The sequence below is a fragment of the Frigoribacterium sp. MEB024 genome (assembly GCF_000878135.1).
GTDB lineage: Bacteria > Actinomycetota > Actinomycetes > Actinomycetales > Microbacteriaceae > Frigoribacterium.
The window spans coordinates 1-13,572 of sequence record NZ_JXQZ01000058.1; the positions used below are offsets into that span (position 1 = coordinate 1).

Below are 13,572 nucleotides of genomic sequence, written 5' to 3' on the forward strand. Positions count from 1 at the left end.
CCTTCAAGACCGACGCCGTCCAGGACGAGATGCTCGTCGGCGTCGCGAAGATCACCGCCGCCACCGAGTGACACCGGCCGGACGGCCGGCCGTCGCCGGCACGGCTGACTTCAGCCGACCCCTGGACGGTGCGCCTCGGGGCTGATCCGGCACGGAACGGGGTTCTTGGCGTAGCCGCATTGTTGAGGGCACGCAATACCAAGGTTTCGGTAGGCCGAAACCTTGCTAGGGTCGAGGCATGAGCTCGACCGACACCCGCCGTGCCGACGCCGACCCGCCCCGTGACGGCCGCCCCCCGCGGGTCGTGCACGCCCGACCGCGCGGCACCCTGCTCGGCCCGGCGTTCGTCGCCGCGATCGCGTACGTCGACCCCGGCAACGTCGCCGCCAACCTGACGGCCGGGGCGGCGTACCAGTACACGCTGCTCTGGGTGCTCGTGCTGGCCAATGCCATCGCGGTGCTCGTCCAGTACCTGTCGGCGAAGCTCGGCATCGTCACGGGGCGCTCGTTGCCCGAGGTGATGGGCACGCGCCTCCGTCGTCGGCCCCTCCGGCTGGCCTACTGGGGTCAGGCCGAGCTGGTGGCGGCCGCGACCGACGTCGCCGAGATCATCGGTGGAGCCCTCGCGCTCCAGCTGCTCTTCGGGGTGCCGCTGGTCGTCGGGGGCTTGATCACCGGCCTCGTCTCGCTCGGCCTGCTGCTGCTCACGAGGTACCGCAGCGGGCGGGTCTTCCAGACCGTCGTCATCGCCCTGTTGGCCGTTCTCACGCTCGGCTTCTGCGCTGGTCTGCTCTTCGCCCCGCCGTCGGCCGGCGGCATGCTCGCCGGTCTCGTGCCCCGCTTCGAGGACAGCACGGCCGTGCTGCTCGCCGCGTCGATGCTCGGCGCGACGGTCATGCCGCACGCGGTCTACCTGCACTCCGCGCTCACTCGCGACCACCACGGCGTCGTGGCCGAGGGGGCCGACCGTGCCCGTGTGCTGAAAGCCACCCGGTGGGACGTCGTGCTGGCGTTGCTCGTCGCCGGCGGCGTCAACATCGCCATGCTCGTGCTCGCGGCCTCGACCCTGTCGGGTCAGGACGGCACCGACACGATCCCCGGGGCCCAGCGGGCCATCGCGGCGGCGCTCGGGCCGGTGATCGGCGTCCTGTTCGCCGTCGGCCTCCTCGCGTCGGGACTCGCGTCCACGTCGATCGGGGCGATGGCGGGCGCCGAGATCATGAAGGGCCTGCTGCACGTGCAGGTGCCGCTCATGGTGCGCCGGGTCGTCACGTTGATCCCGGCCCTCGTGCTGCTCGCGACGGGCATCAGCCCGACGTGGTTGCTCGTGCTCAGCCAGGTCGTGCTGAGCTTCGGCATCGCGTTCGCCCTCGTGCCCCTCGTCGTCGCGACGAGCGACCGGTCGCTCATGGGCACGGGCGTCAACGCCGTCGGGACGCGGATCGCCGGCTGGGTGGCCGTGGTGGTCGTCGTCGCCCTCAACCTCGTGCTGATCGGGCTGACCGTCTCGGGGGCGTGAGGGGCGGCGGCGAGGTGACCCGCGCCTCCTGCGTTCCCGACCCGCCCCGACCCGAGACGAGCTGCACCGTCAGCGGTCGGCGCCGCCGGTCGTGGGTTCGATGTGCGGGCCGTCGTCGGGGTCGGCGCCGGCCGCGGCCTTCTCGGCCTGGCGACGGTCGAACGCCGCCTGCATCGACTCGGCGTGGTCCGTCTTGGCCTTCGCGAGGGCCTCGTCGTCTCCGCGCATGGTCGCCGCGGTCGAACGCAGGCGCGCCCCCACGGCCTTCACGAAGTCGGCCGGGCTGGGGCTGAAGTCGTCGCTCTCGTCGCCGTCCCCCGCGTCGACGTAGTGGTGCAACTCGACGCCCTCGTCGTGTCGGATCGGCTGCTGGGCGTGCTCGACGCAGAGCTTGGCGACCTCTTCGGCGTGGGCGTGCATGACGGAGTGGGCGGCCCCGGGCATCTCCCACAGGCGGGACGAGGGCAGCAGTTCGCCGACGCGGCGCACCCACTCGCGCGGGGCGACGGCGTCGTGCTCGCCCCGGATGACCAGGGTGTCGGCGGCGATCTGCGGCAGGTGCTGCTCGATCGGGTAGGTCATCATCTTCGGCAGGATGCGCGAGAACCAGCGCACCCCGCAGAGCACGTAGGCGCTCAGGGCCAGGAACTTCACCCGGCCGGGCTCGTGCCAGGCGGCCCGGGCGAACCGCACCGCCTGCTCGAGCACGTGACGATGGGCCGGATCGATCACCGGCCCGATCAGCACGACGGTCGACAGGTCGGGTCGGCGCGCGGCGAGGTCGACGACGATCTGCGTGCCCATCGAGTGCCCGACGACGACCGGGTCGTGGAGTCCCAGTTCGTCGATGGCGGTGCCGACGAGGTCGGCGTACTCGCGGATGCTCAGGGCGTGACCCGGGTGCGGCACCCCGGCGAAGCCCGGCAGGTCGAGAGCGTGCACGGGGCCGAACTCGTTGAGGTTCGGCGCGAGGCGCTCGAAGTAGTCGGACGAGACGCCGATGCCCGGCACGAGGACGAACGGACGGTCGCCGGTGTCGCCGATCGTGTTCACCCGCACGTAGAGGTCGCCCCGCTCGACGCGACGTACGGTGACGGTCGTGTCGACGTCCCCCGCTCGCGAGGCGTCGCGGGCGGCCGCACGGCGTGGCGAACCGGCGTGGCGACGTCGAGGGGTCATCGGATCAGTGTGGCACGGTGGGCTCGGAGCCCGGGACGCTGGCGCAGGCGGGGTCCCCGGTGGCAGGCTGACCCCGCCGGGTCCCACCCGCGGCCCACCGCCTCCGACCCACCCGCCTCGACGAGAGAAGAGTCATCGTGCCCGCTGCCGACATCGTCCGGACCGTCACCCTCGCCGCGCCTCCCGCCGTGGTCTTCGACGCCGTCACCACGGGCACCGGCGGGTGGCTCTGGCCCGGCGAGGTCGAACCCCGGGTGGGAGGCGCGGCCGGGCCGGGCGGGGTGGTCACGGCCTGGCGACCGGGTCGCCACTACGCCAACCGCATGGAGGGCGAGGGCGGCTGATTCAACGAGCTCGACTTCGCCCTCGAGGCAGGCGACGACACCGAGGAGGCGACCCGGCTGACCTACCGGCACTCGAGCGTCTTCGACGAGGGGCAGGTGCCCGGCGTCGAGGAGCACACCGACTTCTACCTGCACACCCTCGCCGAGTACGTCGCGTGGTTCACGGGCCGGGAGGCCACGTTCACGAGCGTCGACGCCCCGGGGTCGTCGCGGGCGGCGGGATCGGCCGCCCGGGTGCTGCAGGCCCTCGACCTGGCCGACGACGTCGAGGTCGGTGACGCCGTCGTGGTCGACCTGCCCGGCGTCGGTCCGGTCGCCGCGGGACTCTCGTACCGCACGGCGTCGTTCGTGGGGCTGCGGACCGCGAGCGCGCTCGTCCGCGTCTTCGGGCGGGAGGCCTGGGGGGCCGGGGTGAGCGTCAGCGTCCACGACTTCGCCGACGGGGCCGACGCCGCCGCGACCGGGTCGGCCTGGCAGAGGTGGCTCGACGACCTGTTCTCGTGAGCCGTGCCTCCTCGTCCCCACGGAGGGGTGACCGGGCCGTCCGGTGAGGGCGCGGTGCCGTCAGGCAGAGGCCACGACGACGTCGAGGGCACGGAGGTTGCGCCGCAGGATCAGCGAGAGGGCGAGTGCGGACGCCGGCCCGGCGGCCCGCATCCACCACGCGGCGGGGAGCCAGACGACGCGGATGTCGAGGGTGACGCGGTCGTCGTCGTGGTGGTGCACGCGGTAGCTCTCCCAGCCGCGCTGGGGGTGGCCGACCAGGGCAGCGTGTCCGAAGCCGATCTCGGTGGCGGACCGGACGACGGCGAACACCCGGCAGGCGACCGGTGGGTGCACGGGGCCGAGGGTCACGCCCCAGACGCTCGTCGCACCGACGGCCACGCGGACGGGCACCTCGAGGGGCACGAAGCCCGAGCCGCGGTGCACCTGCCAGTGCAGCACGGCGTCCCCTGCGGCCTCGAAGGCGGCCCGGCCGTGGCCGATCACCCGACTACGCGTCGTCACGTGGAATCCGGTCGGCGGGGGACCGTCGAGGGTGGGCTCGCCCTCGAAGGCGTAGCCGTCGCCGAACCGGGCGCGGTACGGGTGTGACGTCATGGGTCGACCCTGCCACGTCATGACGCTCGGCCGGGGCATGATCGGACCGTGACCGACGCGACCGCCCCGACGCCGACCCCGCCCACGGCCTTCCTGATCCTGCACGGCTGGCAGAACCATCGTCCCGAGGGGCACTGGCAGCGCTGGCTCGCCGGCGAGCTCGAGGCCCGCGGACACGTGGTGCGCTACCCGCGGCTGCCCGACGCCGACGAGCCCACGCCCGCCGCCTGGGAGGCCGCGGTGCGACACGAACGGGCCGCCCTGCCCGCGGGCCGTCCTGTGACGGTGCTGTGCCACAGCCTCTCGTGCCTGCTCTGGTTGAGGCTGCAGGCCGGCGTCGCGCCTCCGTCCGCCGACCGGGTCGCGCTGGTCGCGCCTCCGTCGCCCGAGCTGATCGCCGGCCAGCCGATCCACGCGTTCGTGGCCGGGGAGCTGTTCGACGGGCGGCGGCTCGCGCTCGGGGGCGACGCCGAGTCGGTCGTCGTCGCCGGGGACGACGACGAGTGGCTGCCGCTCGGCCCGGTCGACACCTGGGAGGCGCGGGTCGACGCCCCGGTCGTCGTCGTGCCCCGAGGCGGCCACCTCACCCCCGACTCGGGCTACGGAGAGTGGCAGGCCGTGCTGGCCCGGGCGCTCGGGGTGCCCGCAGCGGAGGCGTTCGGCTGATCCGCCGTGCGGTCACGAACGCCGACCGAGCGAACTGCCGATCAGCAGCGCGACGAGGGCGAGCCCGGAACAGCACAGCATGACCGGGTTCAGGGTCACGGCCGCCCATGTGCCGAGGTCGCCCTGGGCGGTGGACAAGAGCGGAGAGGCCGAGACCGTGACCACGGTGACGGCACCCAGGGTCCCCAAGGCCCAGAGGAGGACGGCCTCGGATGAGGCGATCGCCCGGAGGGTCGCCGGGGTGGCTCCGGCGGCCAGCAGTGCGCGTCCCGTGTCTCGGCGGATCGGGGCCGACAGGCTGAAGAGGAGTGCGCCCGCGACCGCTGCGAGGACGGCGGGTGCCGCGGCCAGACCGGTCACGGCCGGCCAGTTGATCGTCGCGTCCGACGAGGCGAGCGATCCGAACGCGCGAAGGGCCTCGTCGCCCGCCAGGAAGACGGCGGTGAGCCCGCCGGGGACGGCGACGCCGACCATCGGCACCGAGAGGCCTGCCCCGTCTCGGCGGACACCGTCCGCGACGGCCCGGAGGGCGAGCCGGAGGACGTTCCATCGAGTGCCGATCAGGGCCCGATCGAGCCCGGCGGTGACGAGGCGGCAGGCCGCGGGACCGATCGTCGACGCGGCGGCGGAGCCGAGGACGACGAGGAGGAGTGACCAGGGCACCAGCCCGGCCACGTCGTCGTCCCTGGTCGGAGTGGACGGCATCAGGGCCAGGAGCACCACGACGGCCGCGGCGGGGATCGCGCAACCGAGCACGCGGCCGAGCCTCGCCCGTCGCGGACGCGGCGGGAAGCGTCTCGTCGCGCCGACCAGCGCCGGAGTCAGCGACAGGGCGACGACGACCGGTGTGCCGACGGTGACCAGCGGACCCGTGGTGAGGGCGAGGGAACCCCAGGGGGTGGTCAACGGGTCGAGGGCCGTGGCGGTGACGATCACGATCGCGAGACCCCCGGTGGTGGCCGCGACGGTCACGACGGCCGTCTCGAGTGCGATGAGGGTGCGCCCCTGCCACGGCAGGACGCCCAAGGGCACCCAGGCGAGACGGGTCGGGTCGAACTGTGACTGGGTCAGCCGTGACACGGCGGCGAGGCACGTCGTGCCGGCGACGACGGCCATGAACGCCGCGGGAGTGGTCCACGAGCGGACGATGCCTCCGAGGGGGGCGGGCGCACCGCCGGCCGACTCGACACCGGTCAGGGCGAGGCCGGCGACGACGGTGGTGACCAGGACGACGGTGGCGAAGGCGAACCAGGTGCCCCGGTCGGTCACGAGCGTGCGCAGGGATGCCCGGACGAGACGAGCGAGGCCGATCATCTCTCGTTCTGAGCGTCGTGCACGGCTCGCATCCGCCGGCGGATGTCCGACGCCGTCGTCGGGCCCGGATGCGTGACGACCTGCCCCTCGGTGATCGCCGCGACGGCGTCGACGCCCGCGGCGAGCTCGAGATCGTGGGTGACCAGCACCGTGCCGCACCCCGCGGCCGCGAGAGCGCGGATGCCGTCGACGACGTCGGCGCGGCTCTCGGCGTCGAGGCTCGAGGTCGGTTCGTCCAACGTCGCGAACGGTGCTCGCTGGGCCAGCACCCGGGCGAAGGCGACTCTCTGCCGCTCGCCGCCGGACAGCTCGTCGGGTCGCCGGTCGGCCAGTCGGGTCAGGCCGAGGTCGGCGAGGGTCGATCGGGCGGTGGATCGCGACCTTGGGATGCGGCGGAGGTCGAGGGCGACCTGCACGTTGTCCAAGGCCGACAAGGACGGTACGAGGCCGCCGTCTTGAAGGACGATGCCGAACAGCTCTCGCCGTCGCCGAGCGAGCCGGGAGGGGGATAAGGACGTCAGATCGAGGTCGTCGACGAAGACCTGACCCGAGTAAGGGCGTTGGAGGCCCGTCAGGCAGCGAAGCAGAGAGCTCTTGCCGCTGCCGGATGCTCCCACGAGCGCTGTCGTGGACGATCGGGCGATCTCGAGTGCGGGAGCGGCCACCACCGGTCGGCGCCCGTACCGGATCTCGACGTCCGCCAGTCGTAGTCGATTCGCCTCGTGCATCGCACCAAACTACCGTGACATGTCAGACCGTCATGTCACAGCGAACCGCTTCGAGCAGGGCAGGGCAGGGCAGGGCAGGGCAGGGCAGGGCAGGGCAGGGCAGGGCAGGGCAGGGCGGGGCAGGGCAGGGCCGCGGCCGTCCGCGGCCAGCCTACGCGTCCGGCGCGAGGAAGGCGGCGGCGGCGCGTGACAGGTAGGCCGGGTCGTCGGCCCCGCACAACTCGCGGGCCGAGTGCATGCCGAGCAACGGGATGCCGACGTCGATCGTCCGGATGCCGAGTCGCGTCGCGGTGATCGGTCCGATGGTCGAGCCGCAGGGCACCGAGTTGTTCGAGACGAACCCCTGGAACGGCACACCCGCCTGCTCGCACGCCCGCGACCACTCGGCCGCCCCGAGCCCATCGGTGGCGTAGCGCTGGTTCGCGTTGATCTTGAGCAGCGGCCCGCGGTTGACGACCGGCTGGTTGACCGGGTCGTGCCGCTCGGGGTAGTTCGGGTGCACCGCGTGCCCGGCGTCCGCGCTCAGGCACCACGACCCGGCGAGTGCCCGGCGGTGATCGGTGGTCGTCGCCCCGAGACCGGCCGAGACCCGGGCCAGGACGTCCTCGAGCAGCGGCCCGGCCGCACCCGACGGGGTGGCCGAACCGACCTCTTCGTGGTCGAACGCCGCGAACACCGCGACGTGGTCGAGCTCGACGCCCGAGGTCGCCGTCTCGATCAGTGCGACGAGACCGGCGTGGGTCGACGACAGGTTGTCCATGCGCCCGGCGGCGAAGAGCTCGCCCGACATCCCCAGGACGGCAGGAGGCGCGGTGTCGGCCACGACCACGTCGTAACCGGTCACGTCGGCTCCGGTCAGCCCGGCCAACGCGGCGAGGTGGCCGAGGACGTCGGCCTCGTCGAGCGGCCCCGCCCCGACCACGGGGTTCAGGTGGCGCTGGGGGTCGAGCTTGAGGCCGTCGGCGTTGACGCCGCGGTCGAGGTGGACGGCGAGCTGCGGGAAGCGCAGCAGCGGCCCGGTGCGCACGAGGTGCGTCTCGCCGCTGCGGGTGACCAGTCGACCGGCGAACTCGAGGTCGCGGTCGAGCCACGAGTTGAACAGCGGTCCGCCGTAGACCTCGACGCCGGCCTGCAGCCAGCCGCGGGTGCCGGTCGTCGGCTTGGGCTTCAGCTTGAAACCGGGGGAGTCGGTGTGCGCTCCGACGACGCGGAAGGGCGTCGTGGCCGTCGCGGTGGCCGGCTCGATCCAGGCGATGACCGCGCCGTCGCGCACGACGTAGCGACGACCCGGGCCCGAGGGCCACTCCGTCGTCTCGTCGAGGGCGGTGAACCCGGCGTCGTCGAGCCGGCGGGCGGCCTCGGCCGCGGCGTGGAAGGACGAGGGCGAGGCCTGGATGAAGCGGGCGAAGTCGTCGAGGTGGGGGCGCGTGTCAGTCATCCCCACCAGCATGCACCACCCCGTCGCCGCCGAGACCCCAGGAAGTCGCCGAGACCCCCGTGCGCGCGCCGGGGTCTCCGCGACTTCCTGGGGTCTCACACCGTGTCAGCGGCCGCCGCTGCCGCCCCGGTTCGCGCCGATGTCGCCGCGGTGGGCGTTCGCCTCGGGGTCGGCCGAGTGCGGGTCCTCGTCGTCGACGGTCAGGGCGGCGTCCTGCTCGCCCGAGACGCCGCCGGGGCTCACGGCGACGTAGCCGTCCTCGCCCGAGTGGCTGCCGCCGAGCGGCTGCGTGACGTCGCCGTCCGGCGTCGCCTCGCCCGATGCGGCGGGTTCGCCCTGGGTGTCGGTCGGGCCCGACCCGTGGGTCGCCCGGTGCGTCTCGATCGCGGCGGCCTCGACGGCCGCCTGGTCGTCGGGTCGGTCGTCGTCGGTGTTCATGCTGGCCGCTCTCGTCGTGGAGGAGATGTTGGGGAGTGGAACGGTAGACGCCCCCGATCCACGGTGTTCGGCACCCGTCAATCGGGCACGGGAAGGGAAGTCGCGTGGAGGGCGAGCCAGATGCCGGCGACGAGCAGGCCCACGGCGACGAGCGGGAGTCCGACGGTGCGGTTGCGGACGCCGTAGACGATCCAGCCGACGATCGCCGCGGTGCTCACGAGAGCGAGGGCGGCAGCGACGACGGCCAGTGCCGGGGACGGAGAATCGCGCTGCCACGCGGACAGTCCTGCCGCAACGGCCGGGATGGGCGTGCTGAACCACATGGGCAGGAGCGCCGCGTCCCCCAGCCCCTTCAGTGACGGCCCTGTGTCGACGTCCCGATAGCGGCACTCGTCGTAGAACCCGTCGACATGCGTGCCGCCGAGGTGCGGTGGCATGATGGCCGCGAGATCGCGGGGCAGGTCGGCACCCGGTTCGAGTCGCAGATAGGTGCGGAGACGGTCGAGGGTCGTGATGCCGGTCAGCACGCGCCAGAACACCCGGCGTTCGTGGGCGGTCGTGTAGCCGTCGATCACGATGCCCCACCGGGCCGCCTGGTCGACATGGCCTTCCGCCCGGGCGAAGTCCGTCAGGGCCATCCGGACCATCAGATCCCGGGGCGCCTGCTCGGCCAGCGCTCGCAACAGGACCCGCGCCTCCTCGATCTCGTCCGCGGCGCGATGCGCGGTGACGATGTCGAGGGTGCCGTCGATGTCCACCGGACGAGTATCGACGATGGCGGCGGCCGGGCGCGTCACGGCGCGGTCGGCAGCACCGCGGCCCAGAGGTGGAACAGGGCGTAGGCGCGCCAGGGCGACCACGGTGCCCCGGCGACCTCGGCCTCCTTCGTCGTCAGGCCGCCCATCACGCGCCGCAGCACGAGGTCGCCCGCGGGCCAGGCGTCGCGGTCGCCGAGGGCACGCACCGCGAGGTACTCGACCGTCCACGGGCCGATCCCGGGCACGGCGAGCAGGCGTCGACGGGCGTCGGCGTGGTCGACGTCGGGGGCGATGACGAGCCCGTCGGCGACGACCTCGGCCAGGGCGTGGATCGTCCTCGCCCGACTGTTCGTCACGCCGACCGCGGCCCGAAGCTCGTCGACGTCGGCGGCCGCCAGACGGTCGGCGCGGGGAAACCGCGTGAGGCCCGTCCCCGCGACCGGCTCGCCGTAGGCCGCCACGAGTCGCCCGGTGAAGGTGCGCGCCGCGGCGAGTGAGACCTGCTGCCCCAGCACCGTCATCACGGCCGTCTCGAACCCGTCGGGGTTGCCCGTCACGCGGATGCCCGGACGCGCCGCGACGAGCGGCCCGAGCACCCGGTCGTCGGCGAAGCCCCGCTCGACGTCGTCGAGGTCGGTGTCGAGGTCGAGCCACGTCCGCACGACGCGTCGTGCCTCGTCGATCGTCGCCTCCGTCGGCAGCACGCCGTCGGGCCCGGTCATCGCCACGTCGACCCCGGTCGACGCGAACGACAGGTCCAGCCGGTAGGAGGCGCGCGCGGCCCCCGAGCCCAGCTCGACCAGTCGCGCGTGCGTGGCCGCGGCGACGTCGGTGGCTTCGGCTCCCGGCACGCTGTGCGCGGCCAGCAACCCCACGGCGTGGGCGTGGTCATAGGCGCCGACGGGCTCGACGACGAAGCGCGCGGCCGACCCGTCGGGTGCCGCCTCGTCGCGTGCTGCCGCGCCGGGTGAGTCCGCGGTCACGACCCGGCCGCCCGGGGGCCGCCGGCCTCCACGGGTCGACCGTCCTCGCCCCACACCCCCGACGACCCGCGGCGGTGGCTGTCGACGAGGTGCGTGTCGACGATGCCCGCGGCCTCCATCAGCGCATGCATGGTGGTCGGCCCCACGAAGGTGAAGCCCTTCGCCTTGAGCGCCTTCGAGAGGGCGAGCGACTCGTGCGACGTCGTCGGCACCTCGGCCATCGTGCGCGGTCGGGGCGTCTGGGCCGGCCGGAACGACCAGACGAAGTCGACCAGGCCGCCGTCGGCCCTCAGGTCGAGCGTCGCCCGCGCGTTGCGGATCGTCGCGTCCACTTTGAGCCGGTTGCGGACGATCCCCGCGTCGGCCATCAGCCGTGCGCGGTCGCCGTCGCCGAAGCGGGCGACGACCTCGGGGTCGAAGTCGGAGAACGCGCTCCGGAACGCGGGCCGCTTGCGCAGGATCGTCGCCCACGACAGCCCGGACTGGAACGCCTCGAGGCTCAGCCGTTCGAACAAGCCGCGCTCGTCGCGGACGGGCAGGCCCCACTCGGTGTCGTAGTAGTCGCGCAGCAGCGGGTCGGTCGACGCCCAGACCGGCCGCGCCAGCCCGTCGTCACCGACCACGACGCCCGCGCTCGCGACGCCTGTGCCGGCCGGGCCCGGCGGCACCGCTCCCGGGGTCACCCCGTCGCTCACGCGCGTGCCTCGAGGTCGATCAGGATCTGCTTGGCCGCCATGCCCCCACGGTAGTTGCCGGCGGTCCCGTCGCTCCGCACCACCCGGTGGCAGGGCACGACGACCGGCAGCGGGTTCGTGGCGCAGGCCGTGCCGACGGCCCGCACCGCCCGGGGGCTGCCCGAGGCGAGGGCGACCGCCGCGTAGCTCGCCGTCGCGCCGTAGCCGATGTCGGGCAGGTGCTCGAGCACCGTCCGCTGGAAGCCCCTCGACAGACGCCGGTCGAGCGGCAGGTCGAACGCGCGGCGCTCGCCGCGGAAGTACTCGTCGAGCTCGCGCGCGACGGCGTCGAGCCGCGACGGAGCCTCGACGATGCGCGGGCTCACGGTCGCGGCCAGGCGGTCGAGCACCGTGTCGTGCCCCTCGATCTCGAAGGCCACCCGCAGCACGCCCACGTCGGTCGCGCAGACGAGCAGCCGCCCGACGGGGGAGTCGAGGGTGCGGTACGCCACGTCGACCGCCCCGGCGTCGAGGGCGGCCTCGGCGAAGCGGGCGTGCAGGGCGGCGAGACGGTCGTCGGCCGGGTCGAGACCGGTCAACAGGAGGCGCGGGTCGGTCGACGCGTCGGCGGGGGAGGTGGTCATCGGGTGCCCTTCGGCTCGGATGAGGCGGGCGGTGCGGAGGCGGCCGGGACGGAGGCGCGGCGGGCGCTCCGCCCCGAGGTGCCGGTCCGTCGGGGCGTCGCCGGTTCGGCCAGCAGCCGACGCAGTGCCGCGATCCCGTCGGCGGACGCGCGCCGGGCCGCGTCCGCGCTGATGCCGGTCACCTCGGCGACCTCGCGATGCGAGAGCCCGACGAGGTGGTGGTAGACCACGGCACGCCGCTGGCCCGGCGGCAGGGTGCGCAACGCCCCGTCGAGCTCGTCCGCGCGCGCGACGGTCTCGTCGTGAGGAGGCGCGGGCGGCGGTTCGGGCACCGTCTCGACCGGGCGGGGGCGACGCTCCCGTGCCCGCAGCACGTCGATCGCCTTGCGGTGCGCGATGGTCACCAGCCACGCCTCGAGGTTCGTCGACGCGGGGAGCGACGGATAGGCGACGAGGGCCGCCACGAACGTCTCGCTCCAGGCGTCGTCGGTGTCGTGCTCGTCGAGCACGGCCCGGCAGACGCGCCAGACCGTGCGACCGTGCCGGGCGACCACGCGCTCGAAGGGTTCCACGTCAGAACAGCCGACCGGAGTCGGGGCCCGACGGCTGGTCGGCCTCGAGCCCGAGCAGGAATCGTTTGCGGTCGAGCCCGCCGGCGTAGCCGACGAGGGCTCCGCCCGAGCCGACCACTCGGTGGCACGGCACGACGATGCTCAGCGGGTTGAGCCCGTTGGCGGCCCCGACCGCCCGGGCCAGGCCGACGCCGCCGAGCGCGATCGCGAGCTGCCCGTAGCTGCGCGTCTCGCCGAAGGGGATGTCGCGCAGGAGGGCCCACACCCGCACTTGGAAGTCGTTGCCGCGTGGTGCCAGCGGCAGGTCGAAGGAGCGGCGCTCGCCGGCGAAGTACCCACCGAGCTGGCGCTCGACCTCGACGAAGTCGCTCAGCCCGACGCCGTCCTGCGAGACCGGGCCGAAGCCGGTCGGATCGGGCAGGTGTCGGTGCTCGTCGAAGTAGAGGCCGACGAGGCCCGTCTCGGCCCCGACGACGGTCAGCGTGCCGACGGGGGTGTCGACGGTGGTGTGGACGCTCACGGTGCCTCCTGGCTCTCGGCGATGGTACTCACCCCGTAGACGCGGGAGCGTCACCGGATGTGAGGTCACCGGTCGAACCGACCGGGGTCACGGCGCCGCGGGACCGACCGGGCTGGCGGGGCCGCCCGGACCGACCGAACCGGTCCGGGTGATCGGGACGGGGCGACGAGCAGGTACCCTTGAATGCCCGGTCCGGGCACTCCACACTGTCGGGTGTGTGTGAGCGTCCGGGCCGGGTTCTTCGTCCCCGGTCGCCCGGACCGCTCGTGACCGACGGTCGAGCTGATGACGCGTGCTCGAGCTCGTGACCGCCCCGCGAGCTAGTGGCGCGTGCTGAACTCGCTCTCACCCACGGGGGCGAGCTCGCTCACGTCGACCCGGTCGACCCGGGCGCCCCGGGGCCCCTCGTCGAGCCACTCGAGCAGCAGCGCCACCCGGTCGGGCCGTCCCTCGACCTCGACCTCGACCGTCCCGTCGGGCAGGTTGCGGACGAAGCCGCCGACCTCGAGTCGGTCCGCCTCGCCCTCGGTCGAGAAACGGAAACCCACGCCCTGCACCGAGCCGTGCACGAGGGCCCGGCGTCTGATCACGTCGTCCATCGCTCGACCGTACCCGCGCCTCCTCGGCCTGGCCCTCGTTCCTCGCCCGGGGCAAGCCCGAACGTCTCACCCCGCCACGAAATGAACATCCCGCC

Annotated in this window: 17 protein-coding genes; 4 read left to right on the forward strand and 13 right to left on the reverse strand. The window is 73.8% G+C overall.

Features of this window, described 5'->3' with window-relative positions:
- The first annotated feature begins 238 nt into the window (after nt 1–238).
- A complete protein-coding gene (locus SZ60_RS11490) occupies nt 239–1,519 on the forward strand; it encodes an Nramp family divalent metal transporter (RefSeq protein WP_043596079.1) in 1,281 nt (426 codons plus the stop codon).
- 69 nt (nt 1,520–1,588) lie between these two features.
- Here the strand turns inward: SZ60_RS11490 and SZ60_RS11495 are convergent, their stop codons facing one another.
- On the reverse strand, nt 1,589–2,698 hold the full coding sequence (locus SZ60_RS11495) for an alpha/beta fold hydrolase (protein WP_043596080.1): 1,110 nt from the start codon (nt 2,696–2,698) through the stop codon (nt 1,589–1,591).
- A gap of 137 nt (nt 2,699–2,835) precedes the next feature.
- Here SZ60_RS11495 and SZ60_RS16580 point away from each other — a divergent pair, with 137 nt between their 5' ends.
- Together SZ60_RS16580 and SZ60_RS16585 are read left to right on the forward strand one after the other, a co-directional pair.
- Entirely contained in the window at nt 2,836–3,042 is a 207-nt protein-coding gene (locus SZ60_RS16580) for a hypothetical protein (protein ID WP_052505352.1), read from the forward strand.
- Between the two features lie 96 nt (nt 3,043–3,138).
- The gene (locus SZ60_RS16585) at nt 3,139–3,546 is read left to right on the forward strand and encodes a hypothetical protein (RefSeq protein WP_052505353.1); all 408 of its coding nucleotides are present in this window, start codon (nt 3,139–3,141) and stop codon (nt 3,544–3,546) included.
- 60 nt (nt 3,547–3,606) lie between these two features.
- On the opposite strand, the gene SZ60_RS11505 is transcribed toward SZ60_RS16585, so the two are convergent.
- Nucleotides 3,607–4,143, reverse strand: coding sequence for a DUF1990 family protein (locus SZ60_RS11505; RefSeq protein ID WP_052505354.1), 537 nt, complete (start codon nt 4,141–4,143; stop codon nt 3,607–3,609).
- A gap of 48 nt (nt 4,144–4,191) precedes the next feature.
- Between SZ60_RS11505 and SZ60_RS11510 the strand changes: the two genes are divergently transcribed.
- Nucleotides 4,192–4,809: an alpha/beta hydrolase gene (locus SZ60_RS11510; protein ID WP_043596082.1), complete on the forward strand. Its 618-nt coding sequence runs from the start codon at nt 4,192–4,194 to the stop codon at nt 4,807–4,809.
- Nucleotides 4,810–4,821: 12 nt separating this feature from the next.
- On the opposite strand, the gene SZ60_RS11515 is transcribed toward SZ60_RS11510, so the two are convergent.
- The 11 genes from SZ60_RS11515 to SZ60_RS11565 all read right to left on the reverse strand — a co-directional run bounded on the left by SZ60_RS11515 (nt 4,822) and on the right by SZ60_RS11565 (nt 13,477).
- Nucleotides 4,822–6,123 carry a hypothetical protein gene (locus tag SZ60_RS11515; RefSeq protein ID WP_043596083.1) on the reverse strand — a complete coding sequence of 434 codons (1,302 nt, stop codon included), beginning with the start codon at nt 6,121–6,123 and terminating at the stop codon, nt 4,822–4,824.
- On the reverse strand, nt 6,120–6,851 hold the full coding sequence (locus SZ60_RS11520; RefSeq protein ID WP_052505355.1) for an ABC transporter ATP-binding protein: 732 nt from the start codon (nt 6,849–6,851) through the stop codon (nt 6,120–6,122). Before SZ60_RS11520 ends, SZ60_RS11515 begins: the two co-directional genes overlap by 4 nt.
- 151 nt (nt 6,852–7,002) lie before the next feature.
- A complete protein-coding gene (locus tag SZ60_RS11525) occupies nt 7,003–8,289 on the reverse strand; it encodes a M18 family aminopeptidase (protein ID WP_043596085.1) in 1,287 nt (428 codons plus the stop codon).
- 105 nt (nt 8,290–8,394) lie between these two features.
- A complete protein-coding gene (locus SZ60_RS11530; protein WP_043596086.1) occupies nt 8,395–8,727 on the reverse strand; it encodes a hypothetical protein in 333 nt (110 codons plus the stop codon).
- Nucleotides 8,728–8,804: 77 nt separating this feature from the next.
- Nucleotides 8,805–9,485 carry a hypothetical protein gene (locus tag SZ60_RS11535; RefSeq protein ID WP_043596088.1) on the reverse strand — a complete coding sequence of 227 codons (681 nt, stop codon included), beginning with the start codon at nt 9,483–9,485 and terminating at the stop codon, nt 8,805–8,807.
- 35 nt (nt 9,486–9,520) lie between these two features.
- The gene (locus tag SZ60_RS11540) at nt 9,521–10,468 is read right to left on the reverse strand and encodes a DNA-3-methyladenine glycosylase (RefSeq protein WP_082060093.1); all 948 of its coding nucleotides are present in this window, start codon (nt 10,466–10,468) and stop codon (nt 9,521–9,523) included.
- Nucleotides 10,465–11,136, reverse strand: coding sequence for a DNA-3-methyladenine glycosylase I (locus tag SZ60_RS11545; protein WP_043596098.1), 672 nt, complete (start codon nt 11,134–11,136; stop codon nt 10,465–10,467). The genes SZ60_RS11540 and SZ60_RS11545 overlap by 4 nt, the downstream gene beginning before the upstream one ends.
- Before the next feature lie 23 nt (nt 11,137–11,159).
- Nucleotides 11,160–11,786: a methylated-DNA--[protein]-cysteine S-methyltransferase gene (locus tag SZ60_RS11550; RefSeq protein ID WP_043596089.1), complete on the reverse strand. Its 627-nt coding sequence runs from the start codon at nt 11,784–11,786 to the stop codon at nt 11,160–11,162.
- On the reverse strand, nt 11,783–12,358 hold the full coding sequence (locus SZ60_RS11555; protein ID WP_082060092.1) for an RNA polymerase sigma factor: 576 nt from the start codon (nt 12,356–12,358) through the stop codon (nt 11,783–11,785). Before SZ60_RS11555 ends, SZ60_RS11550 begins: the two co-directional genes overlap by 4 nt.
- A gap of 1 nt (nt 12,359) precedes the next feature.
- Nucleotides 12,360–12,878 carry a methylated-DNA--[protein]-cysteine S-methyltransferase gene (locus SZ60_RS11560; protein WP_043596091.1) on the reverse strand — a complete coding sequence of 173 codons (519 nt, stop codon included), beginning with the start codon at nt 12,876–12,878 and terminating at the stop codon, nt 12,360–12,362.
- A 320-nt stretch (nt 12,879–13,198) separates the two neighbouring features.
- Nucleotides 13,199–13,477 carry an acylphosphatase gene (locus tag SZ60_RS11565; protein WP_043596093.1) on the reverse strand — a complete coding sequence of 93 codons (279 nt, stop codon included), beginning with the start codon at nt 13,475–13,477 and terminating at the stop codon, nt 13,199–13,201.
- Nucleotides 13,478–13,572 lie beyond the last annotated feature (95 nt).

Bases quoted from the DNA above. Each gene is read 5' to 3' on its own strand.
- SZ60_RS11490 (WP_043596079.1), top strand. From the start codon at position 239: ATGAGCTCGACCGACACCCGCCGTGCCGACGCCGACCCGCCCCGTGAC.
- SZ60_RS11495 (WP_043596080.1), bottom strand. From the start codon at position 2,698: ATGACCCCTCGACGTCGCCACGCCGGTTCGCCACGCCGTGCGGCCGCC.
- SZ60_RS11505 (WP_052505354.1), bottom strand. From the start codon at position 4,143: ATGACGTCACACCCGTACCGCGCCCGGTTCGGCGACGGCTACGCCTTC.
- SZ60_RS11515 (WP_043596083.1), bottom strand. From the start codon at position 6,123: ATGATCGGCCTCGCTCGTCTCGTCCGGGCATCCCTGCGCACGCTCGTG.
- SZ60_RS11520 (WP_052505355.1), bottom strand. From the start codon at position 6,851: ATGCACGAGGCGAATCGACTACGACTGGCGGACGTCGAGATCCGGTAC.
- SZ60_RS11525 (WP_043596085.1), bottom strand. From the start codon at position 8,289: ATGACTGACACGCGCCCCCACCTCGACGACTTCGCCCGCTTCATCCAG.
- SZ60_RS11530 (WP_043596086.1), bottom strand. From the start codon at position 8,727: ATGAACACCGACGACGACCGACCCGACGACCAGGCGGCCGTCGAGGCC.
- SZ60_RS11550 (WP_043596089.1), bottom strand. From the start codon at position 11,786: ATGACCACCTCCCCCGCCGACGCGTCGACCGACCCGCGCCTCCTGTTG.
- SZ60_RS11565 (WP_043596093.1), bottom strand. From the start codon at position 13,477: ATGGACGACGTGATCAGACGCCGGGCCCTCGTGCACGGCTCGGTGCAG.